Source organism: Sphingomonas faeni (genome assembly GCF_030817315.1).
Taxonomy (GTDB): Bacteria; Pseudomonadota; Alphaproteobacteria; order Sphingomonadales; family Sphingomonadaceae; genus Sphingomonas; species Sphingomonas faeni_C.
On sequence record NZ_JAUSZF010000001.1, the window covers coordinates 205,531 to 230,970 of the forward strand.

Annotated in this window: 17 protein-coding genes; 6 read left to right on the forward strand and 11 right to left on the reverse strand. The window is 65.1% G+C overall.

The genetic code is table 11. The features are described from left to right. Positions 1-27: 27 nt before the first annotated feature. From QFZ54_RS20595 to QFZ54_RS01090, 4 genes are all read right to left on the reverse strand, one after another. Complete coding sequence (locus QFZ54_RS20595; protein ID WP_444965511.1) at positions 28-1,380, reverse strand: PepSY-associated TM helix domain-containing protein; 1,353 nt, start codon at positions 1,378-1,380, stop codon at positions 28-30. A gap of 243 nt (positions 1,381-1,623) precedes the next feature. After that, positions 1,624-2,517 carry an SDR family oxidoreductase gene (locus tag QFZ54_RS01080; protein WP_307083597.1) on the reverse strand — a complete coding sequence of 298 codons (894 nt, stop codon included), beginning with the start codon at positions 2,515-2,517 and terminating at the stop codon, positions 1,624-1,626. A gap of 59 nt (positions 2,518-2,576) precedes the next feature. Continuing rightward, positions 2,577-4,208: an OFA family MFS transporter gene (locus QFZ54_RS01085; RefSeq protein ID WP_307083599.1), complete on the reverse strand. Its 1,632-nt coding sequence runs from the start codon at positions 4,206-4,208 to the stop codon at positions 2,577-2,579. A gap of 44 nt (positions 4,209-4,252) precedes the next feature. Beyond that, positions 4,253-4,927, reverse strand: coding sequence for a fumarylacetoacetate hydrolase family protein (locus QFZ54_RS01090; RefSeq protein WP_307083601.1), 675 nt, complete (start codon positions 4,925-4,927; stop codon positions 4,253-4,255). A 141-nt stretch (positions 4,928-5,068) separates the two neighbouring features. Between QFZ54_RS01090 and QFZ54_RS01095 the strand changes: the two genes are divergently transcribed. Beyond that, positions 5,069-6,163, forward strand: a complete 1,095-nt coding sequence (locus QFZ54_RS01095; protein ID WP_307083604.1) for a catalase family protein — start codon at positions 5,069-5,071, stop codon at positions 6,161-6,163. Continuing rightward, a complete protein-coding gene (locus tag QFZ54_RS01100) occupies positions 6,156-6,935 on the forward strand; it encodes a metallophosphoesterase family protein (RefSeq protein ID WP_307083606.1) in 780 nt (259 codons plus the stop codon). Before QFZ54_RS01095 ends, QFZ54_RS01100 begins: the two co-directional genes overlap by 8 nt. A 15-nt stretch (positions 6,936-6,950) precedes the next feature. Here the strand turns inward: QFZ54_RS01100 and QFZ54_RS01105 are convergent, their stop codons facing one another. The 4 genes from QFZ54_RS01105 to rpoB all read right to left on the reverse strand — a co-directional run bounded on the left by QFZ54_RS01105 (position 6,951) and on the right by rpoB (position 18,279). Continuing rightward, on the reverse strand, positions 6,951-7,742 hold the full coding sequence (locus QFZ54_RS01105; RefSeq protein ID WP_307083609.1) for a hypothetical protein: 792 nt from the start codon (positions 7,740-7,742) through the stop codon (positions 6,951-6,953). An 89-nt stretch (positions 7,743-7,831) separates the two neighbouring features. After that, the gene (locus QFZ54_RS01110) at positions 7,832-9,121 is read right to left on the reverse strand and encodes a glycosyltransferase (protein WP_307083612.1); all 1,290 of its coding nucleotides are present in this window, start codon (positions 9,119-9,121) and stop codon (positions 7,832-7,834) included. Between the two features lie 554 nt (positions 9,122-9,675). Continuing rightward, on the reverse strand, positions 9,676-13,962 hold the full coding sequence (gene rpoC / locus QFZ54_RS01115) for a DNA-directed RNA polymerase subunit beta' (RefSeq protein WP_307083614.1): 4,287 nt from the start codon (positions 13,960-13,962) through the stop codon (positions 9,676-9,678). Positions 13,963-14,124: 162 nt separating this feature from the next. Next, positions 14,125-18,279, reverse strand: coding sequence for a DNA-directed RNA polymerase subunit beta (rpoB, locus tag QFZ54_RS01120; protein ID WP_307083617.1), 4,155 nt, complete (start codon positions 18,277-18,279; stop codon positions 14,125-14,127). Positions 18,280-18,658: 379 nt separating this feature from the next. Between rpoB and QFZ54_RS01125 the strand changes: the two genes are divergently transcribed. Then, on the forward strand, positions 18,659-19,141 hold the full coding sequence (locus tag QFZ54_RS01125; RefSeq protein ID WP_307083619.1) for a hemerythrin domain-containing protein: 483 nt from the start codon (positions 18,659-18,661) through the stop codon (positions 19,139-19,141). A gap of 207 nt (positions 19,142-19,348) precedes the next feature. On the opposite strand, the gene QFZ54_RS01130 is transcribed toward QFZ54_RS01125, so the two are convergent. Beyond that, positions 19,349-20,113, reverse strand: a complete 765-nt coding sequence (locus QFZ54_RS01130; RefSeq protein WP_307083621.1) for a M15 family metallopeptidase — start codon at positions 20,111-20,113, stop codon at positions 19,349-19,351. A 30-nt stretch (positions 20,114-20,143) separates the two neighbouring features. On the opposite strand from QFZ54_RS01130, the gene QFZ54_RS01135 reads away from it, so the two are divergent. The 3 genes from QFZ54_RS01135 to QFZ54_RS01145 all read left to right on the forward strand — a co-directional run bounded on the left by QFZ54_RS01135 (position 20,144) and on the right by QFZ54_RS01145 (position 21,862). After that, complete coding sequence (locus QFZ54_RS01135; protein WP_307083623.1) at positions 20,144-20,848, forward strand: RluA family pseudouridine synthase; 705 nt, start codon at positions 20,144-20,146, stop codon at positions 20,846-20,848. Between the two features lie 14 nt (positions 20,849-20,862). Beyond that, a complete protein-coding gene (gene arfB, locus QFZ54_RS01140) occupies positions 20,863-21,288 on the forward strand; it encodes an alternative ribosome rescue aminoacyl-tRNA hydrolase ArfB (protein WP_093399511.1) in 426 nt (141 codons plus the stop codon). 91 nt (positions 21,289-21,379) lie between these two features. After that, a complete protein-coding gene (locus tag QFZ54_RS01145) occupies positions 21,380-21,862 on the forward strand; it encodes a GAF domain-containing protein (RefSeq protein ID WP_307083632.1) in 483 nt (160 codons plus the stop codon). A gap of 451 nt (positions 21,863-22,313) precedes the next feature. Here the strand turns inward: QFZ54_RS01145 and QFZ54_RS01150 are convergent, their stop codons facing one another. Continuing rightward, positions 22,314-23,738, reverse strand: coding sequence for a hypothetical protein (locus QFZ54_RS01150; protein ID WP_307083634.1), 1,425 nt, complete (start codon positions 23,736-23,738; stop codon positions 22,314-22,316). A gap of 295 nt (positions 23,739-24,033) precedes the next feature. Further along, complete coding sequence (lpdA, locus tag QFZ54_RS01155) at positions 24,034-25,428, reverse strand: dihydrolipoyl dehydrogenase (RefSeq protein WP_307083636.1); 1,395 nt, start codon at positions 25,426-25,428, stop codon at positions 24,034-24,036. Between the last annotated feature and the right edge of the window lie 12 nt (positions 25,429-25,440).

The following is a 25,440-nucleotide window of genomic DNA, read 5'->3' on the forward strand; positions in this document are numbered from 1 at the left end:
TGGAGCCGGTATCACGCCGGCTCCGCGTCATCGCCGTATCGGTGCGGTCTGCAATTGTTGGCGGCGCTGCGCCGGTCCGGGCGTGCGCACCCAGTAGCGGCCGGTCACCATTAGCGGCAACGCGAGCAGCAGGCCTGCACCGACGTCCCAGACGCCGTCGCCGATCAGTCCAGCGCCGAGCCCCGCGACGGTCGATACGCCGAGCAGGATCGGCAGCGCGAAGATCTGGCTATTGGTCTTGTGAGTCATGCGATTTCTCCCGCCATCACGACTTCGCGGACGCGCTGGTCGCTCGGACCGCCGCGACGACGCAGCCAAAGATACAGCCCGCTGCCGAGCACGATGATCGTCAATATGTCGAAGATGGCCCAGATGATCTTCATCGCCAGGCCACCGTAATTTCCGAAATGCAGCGGCTGTGCGAGCAGCATCGCCTGCATGTACCAGGGCATCGGCACGACCGCGTCGAGCCGTCGCGGTCGCGGCATCGACGAAGCCCGGCAGCAACAGCTTCGACGTCAGCGGCGTCGCGCCCTTCAGGAACACGGCGTAATGGTGCTGGCTGCTGAAGACGACGCCGGGGAAGGCGATGAACTGCGGCTTCATGTCGGGTGCCTTGCGCTGAACGGCGTCGAGCGCGGATTGCACCGATGCGCGCTGAGACCCGAGTGGCGTCCGCGTCTCGCTGGCGATGATCTTGGCGAGCCCGTTCGCCTTCCAGATAGCGGTGATCGGTACGACGAACGTGTTGATCGTCCCCGTCACGCCGACGACGCTCGCCCAGACGAGCGTGACGATGCCGAGCAAATTGTGGCGGTCGAGCCAGCCGAGACGCTTGCTACGGCCGCGCCGCAACGTGCCGAAGTCGAGCTTCGCCATGAACGGTGCGTAGAGCACGACGCCGGATACGATCGCGGCGAAGAACAACAGGCCCATTACGCCGAGGAAGATTTCCGCCCAGAAGCCGAGCAGCATGTCGGTGTGCAGTTCGAGGATGAACGCCATCACGCCCGGGACATAGGGTGGCATCTTCGCGCCCGTACGCGCGTCGAAGGCGAGGAAATGCATCGCCGCAGGAACCGCATCGGGCGTTGGACCGGTGGTGACGTAGACGATCGGCTGCTCTTCGTCGAAGCTGATATAGAGCGGAACCTCGCCGGGCGCTGCCTTTGCCGCGCGGTCGAGAATGGCGTCGAGCGACAGCGACGGCGTGTCTGCCGGTAGTGTTGCCATGGCCGCGGGCGGGTTGAACCAGCCGTCGATCTCTTCTTCGAAAATCAGCGGAAGACCGGTCACGCAGAGCATCAGCAGGAACGCCGTGCAGATCAGGCTCGTCCATTTATGGACCAGATACCAGGTCTTGATCGTGCCGCGAGTCATGCGCGGGGGACAAGGATGTCAGAGGAAAGGTGCTGCCGGACGATCACCGGCACACAGGTACAGATTTGATAACGATGTGCAATAGCGATGTGGAGGCGGGGGCTGTTGAACCGATCCTCCCCCGCTAGGGCAAGGTGGCACCGCAGGTGACGGAGGAGGGGGAGCACGCAACGGCGGTGACCCTTACCTCCCCCTCCGTCTGGCAAGTGTCAGCCACCTCCCCCTTGCGGGGGAGGATTGGGATCAGGCTACCCCTGCGCCGCCGGTGACGCCGTAGACTTCACCCGTGATGTAACTCCCCTCCTGCGAGGCGAGCAGGACATATACCGGGGCGATCTCCACTGGCTGGCCCGGACGCCCGAAGTGGCTCTTCGACCCGAACGTCTCAACCATCTCCTGCGGCTGACCGCCGCTCGGCTGCAACACCGTCCAGAACGGTCCCGGCGCGACGACGTTGGCGCGGATGCCCTTCTCGATCAGCTGCTTGGCGAGACCCTTGGTGTACGCGACGATCGCCGCCTTGGTGGTCGCATAGTCGAGCAGATTGTCCGACGGATCATAGCCCTGCACCGACGCGGTCGTGATGACCGCCGCGCCAGCGGGCAGGTGCGGGACGGCTGCCTGGACGAACCAGTGCAGCGCATAGACGTTCGTCTTCATCGTCTGGTCGAAATCGTCGGTCGAGATATCGGCGACGGTCGGCCGCGTCTGCTGGCGCCCGGCATTGACCACCAGCACGTCGAGACCACCGAACGCATCGACCGTCTGCTGGACCGCGGCACGACAGAACGATTCGTCCTTCACGTCGCCAGGCAGTGCGAGCGCCTTGCGACCCTCTGCCTCGATCAGCGCGATGACTTCCTTCGCATCGGCCTCCTCGGCGGCGAGATAGACGATCGCGACATCGGCGCCTTCGCGTGCATACGCGATCGCCGCGGCACGGCCGATGCCGCTGTCGCCGCCGGTGATCAGCGCCTTGCGTCCCGCCAGCTTGCCCGAGCCCTTGTAGCTCGTTTCGCCGTGATCGGGCTTCGGGTCCATCTTCGACGCGATTCCCGGCGCTTCCTGCGGCTGTTGCGGGAAGGGGGGCTGTGGATATTGCGTGCGCGGATCCTGCATGGTGAGCCGGTCGGCCATGGGTTGCTCCTGTGTAGAGTGAACAGGGGCAACCCATGCCGGCGCGGATAGGTTGCGCCCTATTTGAGCAGGATCAACGCCTTCGACAGCGTCATGTAGATCCCCCAGAGGATCGGCAGCCCGACCGCCAGCCACGCGAAGACGACAACCGGCGAGGTGCCGGCGTCCGCCGTGACCGTCCCACCGGCCACCGTCTCGACCGCGATCGGCCGGTCGTCCGCGGGCATGTGGAACTTGGCCGCGACCGGCCGCACGAACAGGTTCGCGACGAACCCCGCGACCAGCATCGCCGCCAGCACCCAGAAGATCGGCGGATAGATGTCGCCACGCGGCACACCCGCCGCGATCGCGCGGTCCCGCATGTTGGCGACGAGTAGCGGCCCGACAACGCCGGCGGTCGACCAGGCGGTCAGCAACCGGCCATGGATGGCCCCGACATATTTCGTCCCGAACAGATCGGCGAGATACGCAGGCGCGGTCGCGAAACCACCGCCGTACATCGACGCGAGGATACAGAAGACGAGGATGAACAGGCCGAGCGTCGTGCCGGCGAGTGCTGGTGCAGCCAGGCCATAGAGCAGCGCGCCGGCGACGAGGATGGTCGCGAACAACGGCTTGCGCCCGATCCGATCGGACAGCCATGCCCAGAAGAACCGTCCGCCGATGTTGAACAGGCTGATCGCACCGACGAACCCTGCGCCGACCGCCGCCGCCGCCTTTTTCTGATCGTCGTCGAACGCGGTGAACAGCACGCCCGGCGCGTCGATCAGGCGTCCGCCGAACAGCTCCTGCAACATCGGCGAGGCGATGCCGATGATCCCGATCGATGCGGAGACGTTGAAGAACAGCACCAGCCATACCAGCCAGAATTGCGGTGTGCGGTGCGCGTTCGACAAGGCGACGTTGAAGCGGCTGATCGAGGCTTTCGCGCTGGTCGGTGCGGTCCAGCCCGCGGGCGCCCAGCCCTCGGCGGGTACGCGATAGCCGATCGCGCCGGCCATCATGAACACGAAATAGACGCAGGCCAGCACGAGGAACGTCTGCCACACGCCGACCCCGGCCCCCGAACCAGCGGGGCTGGCGAAATGCTTCATCAACAGGTCGGCGAGCGGTCCGCCGATCATCGCACCACCGCCAAAGCCCATGATCGCCATGCCGGTCGCCATCCCGCGCCGATCGGGAAACCACTTGATCAGCGTCGACACCGGCGAGATATACCCGAGCCCAAGCCCGATCCCGCCGATCACGCCCGACCCGAGCCAGATCAGCCACAACTGATGCATCGCGATGCCGATCGCGGCGATGCCCATGCCGCCGCACCAGCAGAATGCCGCGACGATGCCGGCCTTGCGCGGCCCGGCCCGTTCGAGCCAACCGCCCCAGATGGCGGCGGCGGCGCCGAGCACGACGAAGAACAATGTGTACGTCCAGACGAGATCGCTCACGCGCCAGTCGCAGGTCGTCGTGGTCAGCGCGCCGACCAGCGAAAGGTTGGGGCAGGCGACCGGGTCCGAAATCCCGATCGCGCGCGACAGCGGCAACCAGAACACGCTGAACCCGTACGCCATGCCGATGCACAGGTGGATCGCGAGCGCGCAGGGCGGAACGAGCCAGCGGTTGAAGCCGGGCGCGGCTACGGTGCGTGCCCTGCTCAGAAAGCCGTCGGCGGCTGTTTCATGCGTGTCCGGCATGCAATCCCCTGTTTATTATCTCTTATAATCGGGACGATGGTCGATCAGGCGGCGAATGTCACCTCGAGTGGTTCGAATCCTGCGATCGTCGCGCACACGGTCTGTCCGCGCTGGATCGCGCCGACGCCGGCGGGGGTGCCCGTGAAGATCAAGTCGCCCGGGGCCAGTTCGACGAAGGTCGACAGCGTTGCGATGATCTCCGGCACGCTCCAGATCATCATCGACAGGTCGCCCGACTGGCGGGTCTCGCCGTCGACGGTCAGCGCGATGCTGCCCGTGATCGCGGGAATGCCCGGCGTGAGCGCGGCGACGGGGGCTGAGCGATCGAAGCCCTTCGCCATGTCCCAAGGTCGACCCGCTTTCTTGGCCACCGCCTGGAGATCGCGCCGCGTCAGGTCGATGCCGACGCCCGCACCGAAGATCGTCGCGGCGGCATCATCGACGCTGATATTCTTGCCGCCGGCACCAAGCGCGATCACGAGTTCGACTTCGTGATGCAGGTCTTCGGTCTGTGGCGGGAAGGGCAGGGTCGTGCCGTTGGCGACGACCGCGTCCGCCGGCTTGGAGAAGAAGAACGGCTCCTGGCGATCGGGGTCGGATCCCATCTCGCGCGCGTGATCGGCGTAGTTCTGGCCGACGCAGAAGATGCGGCGGACGGGGAAGCGGTCGTTCGTGCCGGCGATCGCGATCGTCGGCGCGGTGATCTCGGGTATCTGCATGATGGCTCCTTATGCGGCCTTCATCGGCTGCGAGCGCCCGGTTTGCAACGTGCCGGGTTCGCCACGCACCGGGTTTTCAACGGGAGCGGAACGTCTTTCGACTCAGGCGGTTACGGCTAGGTACCCAGAGGAGATACCCCGATGCCCAGCAAGCAACCCGTTCGGTTCGACCCGTCGGTAGAGACGATCGCGCCCGACGAGCAGGAGACGCTGAAGACGCTGGAGGGGTCCTTCCAGGAGATACTGGAGACGACGTCGCAGGACTATGGTCACGCGGTGCGCTCGGTCCACGCAAAGGCTCACGGCATTGCGCGCGGCACCTTCACCGTGGCCGACGACCTGCCGGCCGAACTCGCCCAGGGCATCTTTGCCCGGCCCGGTACGCATGAGGCGGTGATCCGCATCTCGACCAATGCCGGCGACATACTCGACGACAGCGTCAGCCTGCCACGTGGCCTCGCGCTCAAGGTGCTCGACGTCGAGGGCGCGCGCCTGCCGGGGTCCGATGGCGACACGACGCAGGACTTCATCATGGTCAACGGCCCGGCCTTCTCCGCGCCCGACGCCAAGGCGTTCGCGAAGAACCTCAAGCTGCTGGCCAAGACGACGGACCGGTTCGAGGGCGTGAAGAAGGCGATGTCGGCCACGTTCCGCGTCGTCGAATCCGCGCTGGAAGCGGTCGGCGGACAGTCGGCGACGCTGCAGACGCTCGGCGGTGCCAAGCCCGTGCATCCTCTCGGCGAGACCTATTATTCGCAGACGCCGTTTCGTTACGGCGACTATATCGCAAAGGTCGCGCTGTTTCCCGTTTCGCCCGGTATCACGCGCCTGACCGGCGATACCGTCGACATCACCTCGCGGCCCGACGCGCTGCGCGAGGTCGTGCGCGACGAGCTGATCGAGCATGGCGGCACGTGGGAGTTCCGCGTGCAGCTCAACACCGATCTCGAAACGATGCCGATCGAGGACGCCTCGGTCGTCTGGGACGAGGCGGAGAGCCCGTTCGTTACCGTCGCGACGCTCGAAATCCCGCCGCAGCTTTCGTGGGAGCACGGTGTGACGGATCGCACCGACGATGCGCTGTCCTACAGCATCTGGCACGGCATCACCGCCCACCAGCCGCTCGGCGGCGTCAATCGCGCGCGCAACGAAACGTATAAGCAGTCGGCGGACTTCCGCGGCAATTTCAACGGGTGCCCGATGCACGAACCGACGAAGCTGTCCGAACTTGCTTAAGGCCCGCACGCTGAAGCTGTTCCACGTCAGCGACGTGCACTTCGGTGCGGAGGACCCGGCGGCGATCGCCTGGTTCTCCGAGCTGGTGGCGGAGGAAAAGCCCGACGCGGTCATCATGACCGGGGACCTGACGATGCGCGCGACCAAGGACGAGTTCCAGCGTGGTGGCGACTGGCTGCGGTCGCTCGGCGTGCCGGTGACGCTGGAGGTCGGCAACCACGACATCCCTTATTACTGGGACCCGTTCCGGCGGCTGCTCGCGCCCTACCAGCGCTACGCAGCGGTCGAGCAGATGATCGAGAAGCCGCTGGAGCTTCCCGGCGTCACGGTGGTGCCGCTGAAGACGACCGCGCGGGCGCAGTGGCGGTGGAACTGGTCGAAGGGGCGCGTAAGCGCGGGATCGCTGAAGCGAGCGCTGACGATGATCGCGGACGTGCCGAAGGGGAACCTGATCTTCATCGGCGCGCATCATCCGCTGATCGAGGGCGGCACCACCGGCACCGCCAAGACACGTCACGGCGACGAGGCACTGACGGCGCTTGCCGAGGCCGGTGCGCACGCGGTGCTGTCCGGCCACGTCCATGATCCGTTCGACGTACCGGTCGAGCGCGAAGGCCGGATCATCCGGATGATCGGCGCGGGCACGTTGTCGAAACGGACACGAGGCAGTCCGCCCGCGTTCAACGAAATTCGGGTCGACGGCGGGACGTTCGAAACCTTGTCGCGGACGCTGTCACAGGAGCCGAAGCATTCGATTACCAGTGATGTCTGATGCCCTGCGTCGCTCTTAATCCGGCGCTTTCCCGGAATTGAACTCGATATTGATCTCGACCCAGCCGCCGAGGATCTGCTTCCCGCCGACACGCGGGGGGCGGACGCGGAACTGCCACGCGGCCTGGCGCATTGCGCGCGCCAGCCCCGATCCGACCGGCGACTCGCTCAGCGCGCGGCAGTTCTCGACCTGATAATTCGCGATCATCCGGCACGCGATCCTCGCCCAGCTGTTCGGTGGCGGCGCGCTCTTCAGATAGCCGTTGAGTTCGGCATCGGTCGGACGGCGATACCATTCGACCTTATAGAGCCGCTCGCCACCCGGGCCCTCGCCGGGCCCATAGGCCGAACCGCTGTCCTTGCCTTTGCCCGAACCGCTGCCGCCGTCCCCGCCCGCAAGCTGGTCGTCGGGATGCGAGGGCATCTTCGAAATATCCGCCGCATCGAACATCTCCATGCCGCCGAGCATCTGGATCGGCGGTGGTGGCGGCGATTTCGGCGGGGCAGGGGGTGCCTGTGCCGAGGCGGCGCGCGGTGCGGCGCGCTGCGGCGAACCACCGCTCGCGCGCTTCTGCCGGGTCGGCGACGGCGTGCGCTTTTCGGGCGTCGGCGTGGCCTGGTCCGGCGCCAGCTGGAACGTCACTGGATCGCGCCGCTCTTCGGGCTTCACGACCACCGACGGAGGTGCGAGTCGCAGCAGCAGCAGGATGATCAGGATATGCGCAATGACGGTCAGCACGAACGCGGCACTGCGCCGTCGCGCCGAACCGCGCGTCTCGTCCGACGAAGGATGGTACGCCGACCGCATCGGCTGTTCGCCTAGCCGGGCAAGCGCCCGACGGCAACGTCCGGCATCGACGATCTTTTTCGGGTATTCACGGCAAAGCGCCAATCGGATCAGCTGCGTGTCGTCACCAGCGCAGCGATCTCGTTCGCCGCAGCGTCTGCGCCGTTTTCCTGCAAAACCCGTGCTCCGATCTGCGCAGCCTTGGTCGCCACGCGCTTGGTCAGGATTGCGGTGATCGCGGCGCCGGCACGCGCGGTCGTAAAGTGTTTTGCCGACAGCGTCCGGCCAACGCCGATCGGTTCTATACGGTGGCCGTTGTCGTACTGATCGCCCATGTGCGGAACGACGAGTTGCGGTTTGCCAGCCCGCAGCGCTTGGCCGGTCGACCCGGCGCCACCGTGGTGGATAATCGCGCAGGCCCGCGGGAACAGCAACGAGTGTGGGGCATACCGACAGACGTGGATGTCTTTGCCGGCTGATTCATCGTCGCTGCCGGTCAGCAGTACCGCGCGCAGGCCGAGTGTTCGCGCCGTCGCCGCTGCGGTGGTGTAGAAGTCGTCTGGTGCAAACGTGGCAAAGGATCCCAGCGTGAAGACCAGCGGCGGCGGACCGGCTGACAAGAAGGCCTTCAGCGCGGGATCGAGCGTTTCGGGTGCGCCCGTATCGCTGTCGAATATCGCGAAGCCGGTAACGCGCGCGATCTTCGGCAGATCGGGTTCGCGCGGCGCGATGGTAGGCGAATAGCAGCACAACGTCAGGTCGGTTCCCAAAGGCGTATCGAGCAGCAATGCTTGGCGCGATCGGGGCAAACCGCGTGCCACGCGAACCGCGTTGACGTGGCGGCCGTGACGATGCCGTAGGACACCGCGCATGACCCCGTACACCGACCGGTTCCAGGCGCGGCCGATCGGCCCGGTCGGTGCGTGGGCCATCATCCGGAAGTCGGGCGTGCTGGGGGGCGCATAGGCGGAAAAGGTCGCCATGGGCTGAAGCAGGACGTTGACCAGCGGGACGCCGCGCATTTCGGCGACGATCGGCGCGGCAAACACGAACAGCGAGGCGACCAGCGCGACCGCGCCCTCCATCGCGTCGTCCAGCGCCGTCGTGCTGTCGGCCAGCCAGGGCATCAGAATCCTGTTCATCAGATAGGTCTGATCGGCCATGATCCGCCTTGCCACCTGGTCGGGGGGCATGCCCAACGTCTCGGTCAGGGCATCGAACCCGCCGACGATCGCCACGCCGGTCAGCCCCGCGGTTTCGACCTTGCCGACGTGATCGGCCGGTACTGCCAGCACCACCGCGAACTCTCTCGCCTCTAACGCGAGGCCGATGGCGATGAAGGGATGCAGGTCGCCGAGCGAGCCGATCGTGGCGAGGACGATCTTTCGCTTCGGCTCCATGTAGTCCTTCCCAGCAGCGAGTTTCGACGGCACCCGCCACAGCCGTACAGCGGGAATGCGACTCATTTATTGCGGAGAAATTGCCGACGCCGTGGTGCACCGCGTGAAGCCACATGTGCTGGCGGCGAGGGTCGATCTACGGTTTGTTCGGACCGCCAGATCAAAATTCCCCCGTAGATGCCGGACAAGTTCCGGCATCTACGGTGGCGCAAAATCGAAAGCCATTGTCTTGCGGAATGGTGGACGCCGGACCGTGTCGGTGTCCCTCTTGAGTAAGAGTCGACTTGCAATTCGACGGCGGCACCTCCTTGTTCTCCCGCGAAGGCGGGAGCCCAGTCTGGATCCCCGCCTTCGCGGGGAAACAGCTTACCTGACGGCTGTACCCGCCAAACCCATCGAACCCACCGGGGAATTTTGGATTGAAGCCCTTCCAAGCTTTGAAGGTCGATCAGCCCTTCTCTGCATCTGCGCCCCAAAACGAAAAAGGCCGCCGCCCGGTGTCCCGGACGGCGGCCTTTTCCTTAGTCAGCGCGGAAGGCGTCTGACGAAACCGATTACTCGGCTTCGTTCAGATACTCGCCGGCATCCGCGTCGGTGCCGGTGCCGGAGGTGACGACCGCTGCGAGCGGATCTTCACCCACACCACCAGCGTCACGCGGCGAGCGCGCGAGTTCGGCGGCGTGCTCATCGGCAGCCGACATCGGTGCCACGATCGACACCTCCGCCATCTTGCGCTGCTGGACGCGCATCGCGGCGTCGCGGCTGTTGGCCACGACCCGCAGGCGGTTGAGGCCTGCACCGGTGCCTGCCGGGATGAGCCGGCCGACGATCACGTTCTCCTTCAGGCCCATCAGCATGTCCTGCTTACCCTGAACCGCTGCCTCGGTGAGGACGCGGGTGGTCTCCTGGAACGATGCCGCCGAGATGAAGCTGCGGGTCTGCAGCGACGCCTTGGTGATGCCGAGCAGGATGGGCTTGCCCTGTGCGCGGGTCTGCTTCTTCTCGAGCTTCTCGTTGGTCGCGTCCATTTCCTCGCGATCGACCTGCTCGCCCTTCAGCAACGTGGTGTCGCCGCCGTCGGTGATCTCGACCTTCTGCAGCATCTGACGAACGATCGTCTCGATGTGCTTGTCGTTGATCTTCACGCCCTGGAGACGATAGACCTCCTGGATTTCCGACACGAGATACTCGGCGAGGGGTTCGATGCCCATCGTCTCGAGGATGTCGTGCGGATCGGGCGAACCGCCGATCAGGTTGTCGCCGCGCTTGACGTAATCGCCTTCCTGGACGTCGATCACCTTCGACTTCGGCACCAGATACTCGACGACGTCGCCGCCATCCTCAGGCTGGATGCCGATCTTGCGCTTCGCCTTATAGTCCTTGCCGAACACGACACGGCCCGAGATCTTGGCGATGATCGCCGAGTCCTTGGGGATACGTGCCTCGAACAGCTCGGCAACACGCGGCAGACCACCGGTGATGTCGCGCGTCTTGGCAGACTCTCGGCTGACGCGGGCCACGACGTCGCCGCCGAACACCTGTGCGCCGTCTTCGACCGACAACGTAGCGCCGATCGCCAGCATGTAACGACCGGTCTCGCCCGACGTCTCGTCGAGCAGGGTCATGCGCGGACGCAGATCCTCCTTCGACTTGGTCGCCGCACGATATTCGATCACGACGCGCTGGGCGATGCCCGTGGCTTCGTCGGTCTGCTCGGTGAGTGTCTTGCCCTCGATCAGGTCGACATACTTGATCGTGCCCGGGTTCTCCGTGATCACCGGCATGGTGAACGGATCCCACTCGGCCATCCGGTCGCCGCGCGACACGATGTGACCATCGTCGAACAGCACGTACGCACCGTAAGGGATGCGATCGACCGAGAGCTCGCGGCCGTCCATGTCGACGATCGCGATTTCGCCCGAGCGGCTGAGCACCACGCGACGGCCACGCTGGTCGACGATGATACGCAGATCGCGGAACTGCACCGTACCGTCAGCGTGAGCCTCGAGGTTCGACGTTTCGTTGAGCTGCGCCGCACCACCGATGTGGAACGTACGCATCGTCAGCTGCGTGCCCGGCTCACCGATCGACTGCGCGGCGATGACGCCGACAGCTTCACCGATGTTGACCGGTGTACCGCGGGCGAGATCGCGCCCGTAGCACTTGCCGCAAACGCCGATCTTCGACTCGCAGACCAGCGGGCTGCGGATCTTGCACGACTGTGTGCCGAGGCCTTCGATCGTCGTGATCATCGGCTCGTCGAGCAGCGTGCCCGACGGGATGATGACCTTGCCGGTCTTCGGATCGACAATGTCCTCCGCGGTCGTACGACCGAGGATGCGCTCGCCGAGCGACGCGATGGTCGAACCACCCTGGAGAATGGCCTTCATCTCCAGAGCGCGGGTCGTGCCGCAATCCGGTTCGATGATGACGCAATCCTGCGACACGTCGACCAGACGACGCGTCAGGTAACCCGAGTTCGCCGTCTTCAACGCCGTATCCGCGAGGCCCTTGCGAGCGCCGTGAGTCGAGTTGAAGTACTCAAGGACGGTCAGGCCTTCCTTGAAGTTCGAGATGATCGGCGTTTCGATGATCTCGCCCGACGGCTTGGCCATCAGGCCACGCATGCCGGCAAGCTGCTTGATCTGTGCCTGCGAACCACGAGCACCCGAATGGGCCATCATGTAGATCGAGTTGATCGGCTTTTCGCGGCCGGTCTCCTCGTCGACCTTCACCGCACGGATCTCGTCCATCATGGCGTTCGCGACCTGGTCGCCGCAACGGCTCCAGGCGTCGATCACCTTGTTGTACTTCTCCTGCTGCGTGATCAGACCGTCCTGATACTGCTGCTCGAAGTCCTTCACGAGCGCCTTGGTGTCGTCGACCAGACCGACCTTGGCGTCCGGAATGATCATGTCGTCCTTGCCGAACGAGATGCCGGCGCGGAAGGCGTGGCGGAAGCCGAGCGACATGATCGCGTCGGCGAACAGCACGGTCTCCTTCTGGCCGGTGTGACGATAGACCTCGTCGATCACGTCGCCCACGTCCTTCTTCGTGAGGAGGCGGTTGACGGTGTCGAACGGCACCTTGTGGCTATGCGGCAGGCATTCGCCCAGCAGCATGCGGCCCGGGGTCGTCTCGTACCGCTTGAGGTACTGCTTGCCCTTCTCGTCGGTCTGCGGAACGCGGCTGATGACCTTGGTGTGCAGCGTGACCGCCTGAGCGTTCAGCGCCTGGTGCACTTCGGCCATGTCACCGAGCAGCATCCCCTGGCCCGGCTCGTTCTCCTTCATCATCGACAGATAATACAGACCGAGGACCATGTCCTGCGACGGAACGATGATCGGCTTGCCGTTGGCAGGCGACAGGATGTTGTTCGTCGACATCATCAGGACGCGTGCTTCGAGCTGGGCCTCAAGGCTCAGCGGGACGTGCACGGCCATCTGATCGCCGTCGAAATCGGCGTTGAACGCGGAGCAGACCAGCGGGTGAAGCTGGATCGCCTTGCCCTCGATCAGAACCGGCTCGAACGCCTGGATTCCGAGACGGTGAAGCGTCGGCGCACGGTTCAGCATGACCGGATGCTCGCGGATCACCTCGTCCAGGATATCCCAGACTTCCTTGCGCTCCTTCTCGACCCACTTCTTCGCCTGCTTCAGGGTCATCGACAGACCCTTCGCATCGAGACGCGCATAGATGAACGGCTTGAACAGCTCGAGCGCCATCTTCTTCGGCAGGCCGCACTGGTGCAGCTTGAGCTCAGGCCCGGTCACGATGACCGAACGACCGGAATAGTCGACGCGCTTGCCGAGCAGATTCTGGCGGAAGCGGCCCTGCTTGCCCTTGAGCATGTCGGACAGCGACTTCAGCGGACGCTTGTTGGCGCCCGTGATCGTGCGACCGCGGCGACCGTTATCGAACAGTGCGTCGACGGCCTCCTGGAGCATGCGCTTCTCGTTGCGGACGATGATGTCCGGCGCACGAAGCTCCATCAGGCGCTTCAGACGATTGTTGCGGTTGATCACGCGGCGATACAGATCGTTCAGATCCGACGTCGCGAAACGACCACCGTCCAGCGGCACCAGCGGGCGCAGCTCGGGCGGGATGACCGGAACGACCTCGAGGATCATCCACTCGGGGCGGTTGCCCGAATCGATGAAGCTCTCGACGACCTTCAGGCGCTTGATGATCTTCTTGGGCTTCAGCTCGGACTTGGTGACCGCGAGCTCTTCGAGCAGCGCGGTGCGCTCACCGACGAGGTCGAGCGATTCGAGCATGATGCGGACCGCTTCGGCACCGATACCGGCCGAGAACGCGTCCTCGCCATATTGGTCCTGTGCGTCGAGGAGCTCGTCCTCGGTCATAAGCTGGTACTTCTCGAGCGGGGTCAGGCCCGGCTCGATCACGATGTACGCCTCGAAGTACAGCACGCGCTCGAGCTGCTTCAGCTGCATGTCGAGCAGCAGGCCGATGCGCGACGGCAGCGACTTCAGGAACCAGATGTGCGCGACCGGTGCGGCCAGCTCGATATGGCCCATCCGCTCGCGGCGGACCTTCGAGACGGTAACCTCGACGCCGCACTTCTCGCAGACGATGCCCTTGTACTTCATGCGCTTGTACTTGCCGCACAGGCACTCGTAGTCCTTGATCGGACCGAAGATGCGCGCGCAGAACAGGCCGTCACGCTCGGGCTTGAACGTGCGGTAGTTGATGGTCTCGGGCTTCTTGATCTCGCCGAACGACCACGAACGGATCTTGTCCGGGGACGCGATGCCGATCTGGATCTGGTCGAACGTCTCGGTCTTGGCGACCGGATTGGCGAAGGGGGTCATCTCGTTCATATATTGATCCTTCCAACTCCCCTCCCGCAAGCGGGAGGGGAAGGGGCCCAAGCTCTTGCTTGGGAAGGGGTGGGCACCCGGTTCGATCTTGGCGCTCCATCACCGGCCGGGAGCCCACCCCCGACCCCTCCCGCGAGCGGGAGGGGAGCTAAGTTAACCGCGTTACTCCGCCGCGATCTGGATGCCGTCGCTGTCGAAGCCGGGCTCCGACTGCTTCAGATCCACATTCAGGCCGAGCGAGCGCATTTCCTTGACGAGAACGTTGAAGCTCTCCGGGATGCCGGCCTCGAACGTGTCGTCGCCCTTGACGATCGCCTCGTAGACCTTGGTGCGGCCGACCACGTCGTCCGACTTCACCGTCAGCATTTCCTGCAAGGTGTACGCCGCGCCGTAAGCCTGGAGTGCCCAGACCTCCATCTCGCCGAAGCGCTGCCCACCGAACTGCGCCTTACCACCCAGCGGCTGCTGCGTGACCAGCGAGTACGGCCCGATCGACCGTGCGTGGATCTTGTCGTCGACCAGATGGTGGAGCTTCAGCATGTAGATGTAGCCGACCGTGACCTTGCGATCGAACTTGTCGCCGGTACGTCCGTCGAACAGGTCCGACTGGCCCGACGGATCGAGACCCGCCAGTTCCAGCATCGCCGACACGTCCGCCTCCCGCGCACCATCGAACACCGGCGTCGCCATCGGCACGCCGCCCTTCAGGTTCTTGGCCAGCTCGACGATCTCGTCACCCGAACGGGCGTCGATCTCGGCGTGATACTGCTCGCCGTACACCGTCTTGAGACGATCGCGGACCGCCTCCGGCATCGCGCCGGGCTTGGCCTCGGGGTTCTCCTCGCGCCAGGTTTCGAGCGCCTGGGTGATCTGCTGACCAAGGCCACGTGCGGCCCAGCCCAGATGCGTCTCGAAGATCTGCCCGACGTTCATGCGCGACGGCACGCCCAGCGGGTTGAGGACGATATCGACCGGCGTACCGTCGGCGAGGAACGGCATGTCCTCCGCCGGCAGGATGCGGCTGATGACGCCCTTGTTGCCGTGACGGCCGGCCATCTTGTCGCCCGGCTGCAGCTTGCGCTTCACCGCGACGAACACCTTGACCATCTTCAGCACGCCCGGCGACAGCTCGTCACCACGCTCCAGCTTCTCGCGACGATCGTGGAACTTGTCCGTGATCAGCTTGGCTGCATCGTCATACTGGATCTTGACCGCTTCCAGATCGCTCTGGATCTTGTCGTCGGCGACCGCGAACTTCCACCACTCGTGGCGGTCGACGCTGTCGAGCAGATCCATGTCGATCACGACGCCCTTCTTGACGCCCTTCGGCGCCGAGGTGGCGGTCTGATCGAGCAGCATCTCGCGGAGACGCGACCAGGTCGCACGGTTCAGGATCGAACGCTCATCGTCCGAATCCTTCTTCAGGCGCTCGATCTCCTCGCGCTCGATCGCCATCGCGCGCTCGTCCTTGTCGATGCCGTGACGGTTGAAGACGCGAACGTCGACGACCGTACCCGACACGCCCGGCGGCAGGCGAAGAGACGTATCGCGCACGTCGCTGGCCTTCTCGCCGAAGATGGCGCGGAGAAGCTTCTCCTCCGGCGTCATCGGCGATTCGCCCTTCGGCGTGATCTTGCCGGCGAGAATATCGCCCGGCTCGACCTCTGCACCGATGTAGACGATGCCCGCTTCGTCGAGGTTGCGGAGTGCTTCCTCGCCGACGTTCGGGATGTCGCGCGTGATGTCCTCAGGCCCAAGCTTCGTGTCGCGAGCCATCACCTCGAACTCGTCGATATGGATCGACGTGAACACATCGTCCTTCACGATCCGCTCGGAGATCAGGATCGAATCCTCGTAGTTGTAGCCGTTCCACGGCATGAACGCGACGAGGCTGTTGCGACCCAGCGCCAGCTCGCCGAACTCGGTCGACGGTCCGTCGGCGAGCACGTCGCCTGCACGAACCGCATCGCCCACCTTCACCAGCGGACGCTGGTTGATGCAGGTCGACTGGTTCGAGCGCTGGAACTTCATCAGCGTGTAGATGTCGACGCCCGACTTGCCGGCATCGATCTCGCCGGTTGCGCGGATCACGATACGCGCCGCGTCGACCTGGTCGACGATGCCCGCACGCTTTGCCGAGATCGCTGCGCCCGAGTCACGTGCCACGGTCTCTTCCATGCCGGTGCCGACGAACGGCGCCTCGGCCTGGACGAGCGGCACGGCCTGACGCTGCATGTTCGAGCCCATCAGTGCACGGTTGGCGTCATCGTTTTCCAGGAACGGAATGAGCGATGCGGCGACCGAGACGAGCTGCTTTGGCGAAACGTCCATCAACGTGATGTTGTCGGGGAGCGCCATCAGGAATTCGCCAGCCTGACGCGACGACACCAGCTCCTCGACGAAGCCGTTCGACGAATCGAGCTCGGCGTTGGCCTGCGCGATCGTGTGCTTGGCCTCTTCCATCGCCGACAGATAGACGACGTCGTCGGTGACCTTGTGGTCGACGACCTTGCGGTACGGAGTCTCGATGAAGCCGTACTTATTGACGCGCGAGAACGACGCGAGGCTGTTGATCAGACCGATGTTCGGGCCTTCCGGCGTCTCGATCGGGCAGATACGGCCATAGTGCGTCGGATGAACGTCGCGGACTTCGAAGCCGGCGCGCTCACGAGTCAGACCACCTGGTCCAAGTGCCGACACGCGACGCTTGTGGGTGACTTCCGACAGCGGGTTGGTCTGATCCATGAACTGCGACAGCTGCGACGAGCCGAAGAATTCGCGGACCGCGGCAACCGCAGGCTTCGCGTTGATCAGGTCGTTCGGCATGACCGTCGACACGTCGACCGACGACATGCGCTCCTTCACGGCGCGCTCCATGCGGAGCAGGCCGACGCGGTACTGGTTCTCGAGCAACTCGCCGACCGAACGGACACGACGGTTACCGAGGTTGTCGATATCGTCGATTTCGCCCTTGCCGTCCTTGAGGTTCACGAGCGTCTTGATGACCTCGAGAATGTCCTCGGTGCGCAGCGTCGTCACGGTGTCCTCGACGTCGAGGTCGAGGCGCATGTTGAGCTTCACGCGACCAACGGCCGACAGGTCGTAGCGGTCGGGATCGAAGAACAGACCCGAGAACAGCGCCTCAGCCGTCTCCAGCGTCGGCGGCTCGCCGGGACGCATCACGCGGTAGATGTCGCTGAGCGCCTGCTCGCGCTCTTCGGCCTTGTCGACCTTGAGCGTGTTGCGGATCCATGGCCCCGTCGCGACGTGATCGATGTCGAGCAGGTCGAGACGCTCGATGCCTGCCTGGTCGAGCAGTTCGAGGTTCTCGGCGGTCACTTCGTCACCGGCTTCGATGTAGATACGGCCGGTCGACTCGTCGATCAGGTCGTATGCCGAATAGCGGCCGAAGATTTCCTCGGTCGGGATCAGCAGGTCGGTGAGGCCGTCCTTGAACGCCTTGTTCGCAGCGCGGGGGCTGATCTTCTGGCCGTTCGGGAACACGACTTCGCCGGTCTTCGCATCGACGATGTCGAACATCGGCTTCTGGCCACGCCAGTTCTCGACCTGGAACGGAACGATCCAGCCACCCTGGCCGCGGACGAACGTCACGCGGTTGTAGAAATAGTTGAGGATCTCTTCCGACGTCATGCCGAGCGCGTAGAGCAGCGCCGTCACCGGCAGCTTGCGCTTGCGATCGATGCGGACGTTGACGATGTCCTTCGCGTCGAACTCGAAATCGAGCCACGAACCGCGATACGGGATCACGCGCGCCGCGAACAGGTACTTGCCCGATGCGTGCGTCTTGCCGCGATCGTGATCGAACAGCACGCCCGGCGAACGGTGCATCTGGCTGACGATGACGCGCTCGGTACCGTTGATGAAGAACGTGCCGTTCTCGGTCATGAGCGGCATGTCGCCCATGTACACGTCCTGCTCCTTGATATCGATGACCGACTTGGCCTCGGTATCGGGATCGACCTCGAACGCGGTCAGGCGCAGCGTGACGCGCATCGGCGCGGCGTAGGTGATGCCGCGCTGACGGCATTCCTCGACGTCGAACTTCGGCGGCTCAAGTACGTAGTCGTCGAAATCGAGATAGGCGGTGCCGGCGAAATCCTGGATCGGGAACACGCTGCGCAGCGTTTTCTCGAGACCCGAGACGTGGCCGATCGACTTGTCGGAGCGGAGGAACTGCTCGTAGCTCTCGCGCTGGACTTCGATCAGGTTCGGCATCTGCACGACTTCGTGGATGTTGCCGAAAACCTTGCGGATACGGCGCTTTGCAGTGCCGTGTTCGATCGCCTTGGATGCCATAGGTTTTGTTTCGCCCTATAAAAACTGACGGATCAGTCGTAATTTCGTGCTTGGGAACCCCCAAGCGGGACGCACGTTCACGCAAAAAGGCCGCGCGCATCAGGTGCGGCGGCTCTCAGCGTATGAAACCTCGGTATCCAATACGATCGACACGCTGCGCGACGGCATGTCATTTCCCGGATGCTGTGGTGAGCAGCGGATATAGGCGCGCTGCGGCGTCATGTCAAAGGGCGGGGTCGCAAACGGTCGTTTCGACACGGAGACGCTGCCCGAAAGACTATATCGGCCCGACGAGCGCCGAAGCTACTGCATCCGCGACGAGATATATTTCGTATTTCGCGCGTTGTTGGATGACATTCCTAGGGAAGAGGGCGGCGTCATGAACGAAAAGATCGCAGCGCGGACAATATCCGACCAGGATCGTGCGAACTGGGCTCGACTGATCGACGATCACGAGAAGATCGCCGGTCAATGCGCCGACCTCGTCCTGCTCTCCCGACAGCCTAGCACCCAGAGCGCGCTTGCCTCGCGCAGGTTGATCGAACTGGCGGTCACCGTCGCCGATCATCTGGGCGTCGAGGACGAGGTCATCGATCGCACCGTCGTGGCGATGGAGGCGCATTGGTCGGCCGACACGATCGCGATGATGGAAGAGGACCTCGATATCCTTCGTTCGGACTGGAAGGCGTTCATCGGCCGCTGGCTTCCCACCATCTCGCCAAAGGATTGGGCGGCGTTCGGGATACAGGCGGAGTCGATGCTCGACCGACTGTCGCATCAGGTGAAGCTGGAGACGGAGTTGCTGTATGATCACGCGCTGCGTGACGGCGTCGTGCGTCCGGGTGGGCTGGTGCTGCACTGATTGGGGGGCGGGGCAGCCAGTCGGAACGTTGCTCCCAGTCTCCTCGCCAAAAAAGCTATCACCCCGGCGGAGGCCGGGGCCCAGTTGGAAAGGTGGCAGTAACGAAGCGCTGCCCGTCGTCAGCGACGTTCCCCAACTGGGCCCCGGCCTCCGCTGGGGTGGTATTGCTCGTTGGGAAACGTATCCCTGATCGAACAAGTCCTTCCTCTACCGCCGCTTCTTCTTCGACGGCACCGCCACCACCGGAGCCACCGGCACCGGCGGTTGCACCGTAACCTTCACCACCAGCGGCAGCACACCCGGATCCGCCGGATACAGCCGCCGCGCCCGCGCAAAAACGAACCGCGCCTTCGCCGCCCCAGGCGCACTCCCGCTCGCCCCGACCCAGCGCCAATGCCAGGGCTCCCACTTCACGTGCTGCTTGTTGCCGCCTGGAAAGCTCTGCTCGAACCCGAACCGCGGTGCGTTCGCCCGCAGCCAGCGCGCGGCGGGTGTAGCGGCCATGCACGCCTCCGCATCGGGACATCCGTTCGCCGGACGCACCGCGAAATCCAGCGCATAGCCGGTCGAATGCTCGCTATAGCCCGGCGGGGCGACCGAGATCGCGCGATCGGCTGGGCTGCTCGTCTCGCCGCGACAGAAGACGCCGCGCTGACGCGCGATCGATCGCTGGCACGACAAGGCGCGCAATTGACCCATCACCGAAGGATCGCCCTGCGCGGCCGCGAACAGCCGCAACAGATCGGGCAGAATGTCGGCGCGTACCACACACGGATTGCCCACCGAATAATAGGACGGCAGCGTCACCAGCTCGCTCTCGGGCGCGTCGCCGTAGGGCAAATGTCCAAACGCGCGGCCATCGGGTGCGATCGCCGCGCTCTGCCCTTCGCATAATTGCGCGTCCGCTATGGTCGGGGCGAAGAGAAGCGCGAGGGCCAGCGTGCGGTGCAACATCGACGCGGGCTCTGGCACGCAGGCGCTAATGATGGCAAGGGCGGGGCCATGCATGGTGAACGCGTACTCTTCCTCGACGGCGAGGCCCTGGTGATCGACAAACCCGCGGGTTTGCCGGTCGATCCCCCTCGCGATGGCTCGCTGAGCCTCGAAAATCATCTCGAAAGCCTGAAGTTCGGCTTCCAGCGCTGGCCCAAGGCCGTGCACCGGCTCGACCGGGACACGAGCGGCTGCCTGCTCCTGTCGCGTAACCCGAAGGCGCATGCCCGGTTGCAGCAGGCGTTCGAGCAGGGCCTCGTTTCAAAGCGCTACGTCGCGCTGCTCGACGGCGTGGTCGAAGGCACGTCCGGCCTGATCGAGATGGCGCTGGGCAAGGTCAGCACGGCCGAGACCGGCTGGCGGATGGTCGAGGACCCGAACGGCAAGAAGTCGCGCACCAACTGGCGCGTGCTCGAGATCAAGGACGGCCGCTCGCTGGTCGAGTTCCTGCCCGAGACCGGCCGCACGCACCAGATCCGCGTCCACGCGGCGAGTGGCCTCGGTGCGCCGGTGGTCGGTGATGGCGTGTACGGTAAGGCGGACGGGCTCGGCATGATGCTTCATGCGCAACGGCTGATCGTGCCGCGTCCGGGCAAGGCCGACGTGCTCGCCGAAGCGCCGTTGCCCGAGCGGTTCGCCAAGGCCGGGTTTGCGGATGAGGCTGCTGCGGTTGCCGTTGCCGAAGTTACGACGCCCGATCCCACCGACGGCTGATCGGGCAGGGGCCGATGGTCGCGATCCCGATCACACGATCGATCTCGATCGACGACAGCGAGCTGATCGAGAGCACAACCCGCTCGGGCGGTCCCGGCGGCCAGCACGTCAACACCACAGACAGCGCGGTGATCCTGCGCTTCGATGTCGGCCTGTCGCCCGGCCTGCCGCTGGCGGTGAAAAACCGCATCGCCGTGCTGGCCGGATCGCGTCTGACGCGCGACGGCGTGCTGGTGCTGCGCAGCGAGGGCTCCCGCTCGCAACTGCTCAACCGCCAGGAAGTCCGCGAGCGGCTGGTGGCGCTGATCAAGGAAGCGACGATCGTGCCGAAAGCGCGCCGCGCGACCAAGCCGTCCAAGGCCGCGAAGGCAAGGCGGGTCGATACGAAGAAGGTGCGGAGTGGGGTGAAGGCGGGCCGCGGCAAGGTGCGCGACGATTGAGCGGGCCATGCCTATGGGCGTGTCGTTAACGTCCGTCGGCCAGCCTAGCGCACGACCTCGCAATCCTTCTCCGCCGACCAAGGAAGACACCATGTACCAGTTCGATATCTCCGCCGGCACCAAGGCCGATCTCTACCGCGACCTGCTCGCCGCGCTCGACGCGCTGACGGCGGACGAGACCGATCCGATCGCCAACATGGCGAACGCCGCCGCTCTCGTGTGGGAATATCTCCCCGACCTGAACTGGGCGGGATTCTACCGTCTCGTCGAAGGCGAACTCGTGCTCGGGCCATTCCAGGGCAAGGTCGCCTGCATCCGCATCCCGGTCGGCAAGGGCGTCTGCGGTGCCGCCGCCGCCACGCTGACCACGCAACTGGTCGAGGACGTGCATGCGTTCCCAGGCCATATCGCCTGCGATGCCGCGAGTCGCTCCGAACTCGTGGTGCCGGTGACCAAGGATGGAACGCTGATCGCCGTACTCGATCTCGACAGCCCGGAGCCCGCGCGGTTCGATGCGGAGGACGCGGCAGGCTGCGAGGCGTTGGCGGCGATGCTGGGCCAGCGACTGGCCTAATACGAGGTCGGCGCATCGTCTGGCGACTCCCCCGCCCACTTGGTAAGCAATGCCCTGAGTTGGATCGGGGCAAACCAGGGAGACGGACATGCGGAGGCTTTTGATCGCGAGCGCAGGGCTGGCGCTGGCAGGTGGCGCGGCAGAAGCGCAGCGACCCGCGCCCGGCGCAAGCTATGCCGCTCCCGGCACCGCCCCTGGTTCTGCCATGCAGGCGCCGATGGCACGCCCCAGCCGACCCGGTCCGATCGCTGCGCAGATGCCTGTCGTTCAAGCGCCGCCTCCCACGGCCGCGGCCCAGCGTACTTCGCGGTGGGGGAGAAAGACCGGTGGTCGCTGATGGGCGGGTGCGAACGCGCCCGGCGGCTGAGCCGGCGATTGGTCCAACTGCGGACTCGCGCATATTACGACACGTTGCCCTATCCGCGTAAGAAAGCGCGACGTCGCCGGTAACTCAGCCGAGCATCCCGGCGTAAGTCTGCGGCGGTTGGGGCAGCAACGCGCGTGCGGCGATGCCGCTGCCGATGACGAGCAGGAATGCACCTGCGCTGATAGCGAATAGTCTTCGCGGCGGCGGGCGATCGGCGAGCAGCACGCTCGCCACCGCGGTCGCGATCATCGGCCATAGATGATAGCGCAGGTCGGACGCGATGCTCAGGACCGCAAAGCTCGCCTCCAGCGCAAGCGCGGACACGAGCAGCGCGGTGGCGAGATCACGGACCGGATCGCGCGGACGCGACAGATTCACGGCAAGCGCGGTGATCGCGACGACGATCCAGGCGATCGGCCAGCCGAGCGGCGTCTCGACGACCACGGCGGTCAGCGCCTGCCACGTGCGGGCCGCCGCACCGGGGTTCGCAAGTCCGAGCGTGTTCGGCTCCGACACGGCGGGCGGCGCTGCGCTCGGCCAGTGGAAAGGGACCAGCCAACGATCGGTCGAGTTCAGGTGCGCGAGGCGGTGCCCGGCATAGGCGACCGGATGATGCAGCGCCGCCGACGCGAGCGTGACGTAGAGCGTCCCGGTCGGCAGCGTGCGCAGCCGCGCCATCGTCGTCCCGCAATGCGCCTCGTCGCCCAGCGGATCCCAGAAGAACGGTTTCGCGCACCGGCGGGCGATTACGGTCGCCGTTTCCGATTGGGTCAGCCCGGTGGTGTCGATGGCCGGCGCGCGTGCGGCTATGCCGGCGAGATCGTAGAGCGCTTGAGTGGACTCCACCCCGCTGGGTTGTGCACGGAGCAGTCGGTGGTTCACCACAGGCGCGACGCCGAGCACGACCACCACCGCGATGAGACCGGTGACGAGTTTCCCGAGCGGGTGCGTCGGGCGCGGGGCGAGGATCACGAGCAGCGGGATGACGACGAACACCGCATTGGCGCGAACCAGCACGGCATAAACGAGCAGCAGCGCCACCGGGATCGACATCGCGCCGGGCAGGGGGCGACGCGCGAGCCGCCACCAGCCGATGATGCCAACCGCGGCGAGCAGCGCGCCGGCGAGTTGCGCATCCTTGAGGACGACGCTCTGCCAGCCGAGGAAAGGCGGAAGCAGCCCGATCGCGAGGATCGCGATGGCACTGCGGGCGCGGCGGGTGCCGGCCAGCGCGGCGGCGAGCAGGCCGAGGCCGAGCCAATAGGTGCCGAGTTGCAGGACCAGCATCGGCGTCGCACCGGGGCCGAGCGGTGCGAGCAGCGCCCAGACGCGCGCCATAGCCGGCGGGTGCCAATCGTCGTACACGCCCGACAGAACCTGCCGATATTGCGCGACGGTGTCGTACATTGCGGTGCCCGGCCAGAACAGCGCGAGCGAGGCGATGCCGAGCCCGGTCGCTGCGATGGCGATGTGGCGTTGCGTGATGCGGGCGGCAGGTTCGATCGACATTCGCGGGTCCTGCACCGGTGGCGTCTATCCGCGAAATCCGAAGCGCCGGACCTCGCGAACGGCCTGCCCATCGATGGGGCGGGAGCCTGCGTCAAGCGAGATAGGACCGAAACGAGACGGTTTGCCCGACCTGATCGGTCGGCTGGTATAACTCCCCGTCATTATGACGACAGTCGGGACCCGGAGCCAAGAGCGCTGCGATTGGTACCCTGGGTCCTGACTTTCGTCAGGATGACGGGGAGGGGCTGTATCCTGCGTATCCTCCCCCTGGCGGGGGGAGGATTGAGAGGGTGGATCAGTAGTGGATCGCGCGGCCGTAGGCGGCGAGGACGCTCTCGTGCATCATTTCGCTGAGCGTCGGATGCGCGAACACCGTTTCCATCAGCTCGGCTTCGGTCGTCTCGAGCTGGCGGGCGACGACATAGCCCTGGATCAGCTCGGTGACTTCCGCGCCGACCATGTGCGCGCCGAGCAACTCGCCGGTCTTCGCATCGAACACCGTCTTCACGAAGCCCTCGGCCTCGCCCAGCGCGATCGCCTTGCCGTTGCCGATGAAGGGGAATTTGCCGACCTTCAACTCGTACCCGGCTTCCTTGGCCTTCGCCTCGGTCATGCCGACCGACGCGACCTGTGGGCGCGAATAGGTGCAGCCGGGGATGTTGGCCTTGTCCATCTGGTGCGGCGAACCGCCGGCGATCTTCTCAACCGCGATGATGCCCTCATGGCTGGCCTTGTGCGCCAACCACGGCGCGCCGGTGACGTCGCCGATCGCCCAGATGCCGTCGACGTTCGTACGGCCATAGCCGTCGGTCTTGATGTGGCCGCGGTCGGTCTCGACGCCGAGCGCTTCCAGCCCGATATTCTCGGTGTTGGGGACGATGCCGATCGCGATGATCGCGTGGCTGAAGGTCTCTTCCGAAACCTTGCCGTCCTTCGCCTTGATCTTGGCAGTGACGCCGTTCGCCGACGGAGCGAGACCCTCCAGACCGGTCTGGGTCAGCAGCTTGATGCCCTGCTTGGTCAGCGCCTTGTCCATGAACGCCGAGACTTCCTCGTCCTCGACGGGGAGGATCCGCGGGAGCATCTCGACGATCGTCACGTCGGCGCCCATGTCGTTGTAGAAGCTGGCGAACTCGACGCCGATCGCGCCCGAGCCGATGACGAGCAGCTTGGTCGGCATCTCGGTCGGGACCATCGCATGGCGATACGTCCAGATCCGCTCGCCATCAGCCTTGGCGAACGGCAGGTCCCGGGCGCGGGCGCCGGTCGCGACGATGATGTTCTTGGCTTCGAGTTCGACCGTCTTGTCGCCCTGCTTGACGCTCAGCTTACCCTTGGCCGTGACGGTGCCGACACCCTCGACGACGGTCACCTTGTTCTTCTTCATCAGGCCCTTCACGCCAGCGTTGAGCTGGCCGGCAACCTTACGCGACCGGTCGACGACCTTGGCGAGGTCGAAGCCGACATTGTCCGCCTTGAGGCCATAGCTCTCGGCGTTCTGCATGTAGTGATAGATTTCAGACGTGCGGAGCAGCGCCTTGGTCGGGATACAGCCCCAGTTGAGGCAGATGCCGCCCAGCCGCTCGCGCTCGACGATCGCGACCTTGAGGCCGAGTTGCGACGCGCGGATCGCGGCGACGTAGCCGCCGGGGCCGGAACCGAGGATGACGAGGTCGAAAGTATCAGCCACGTGAGAGTCCTT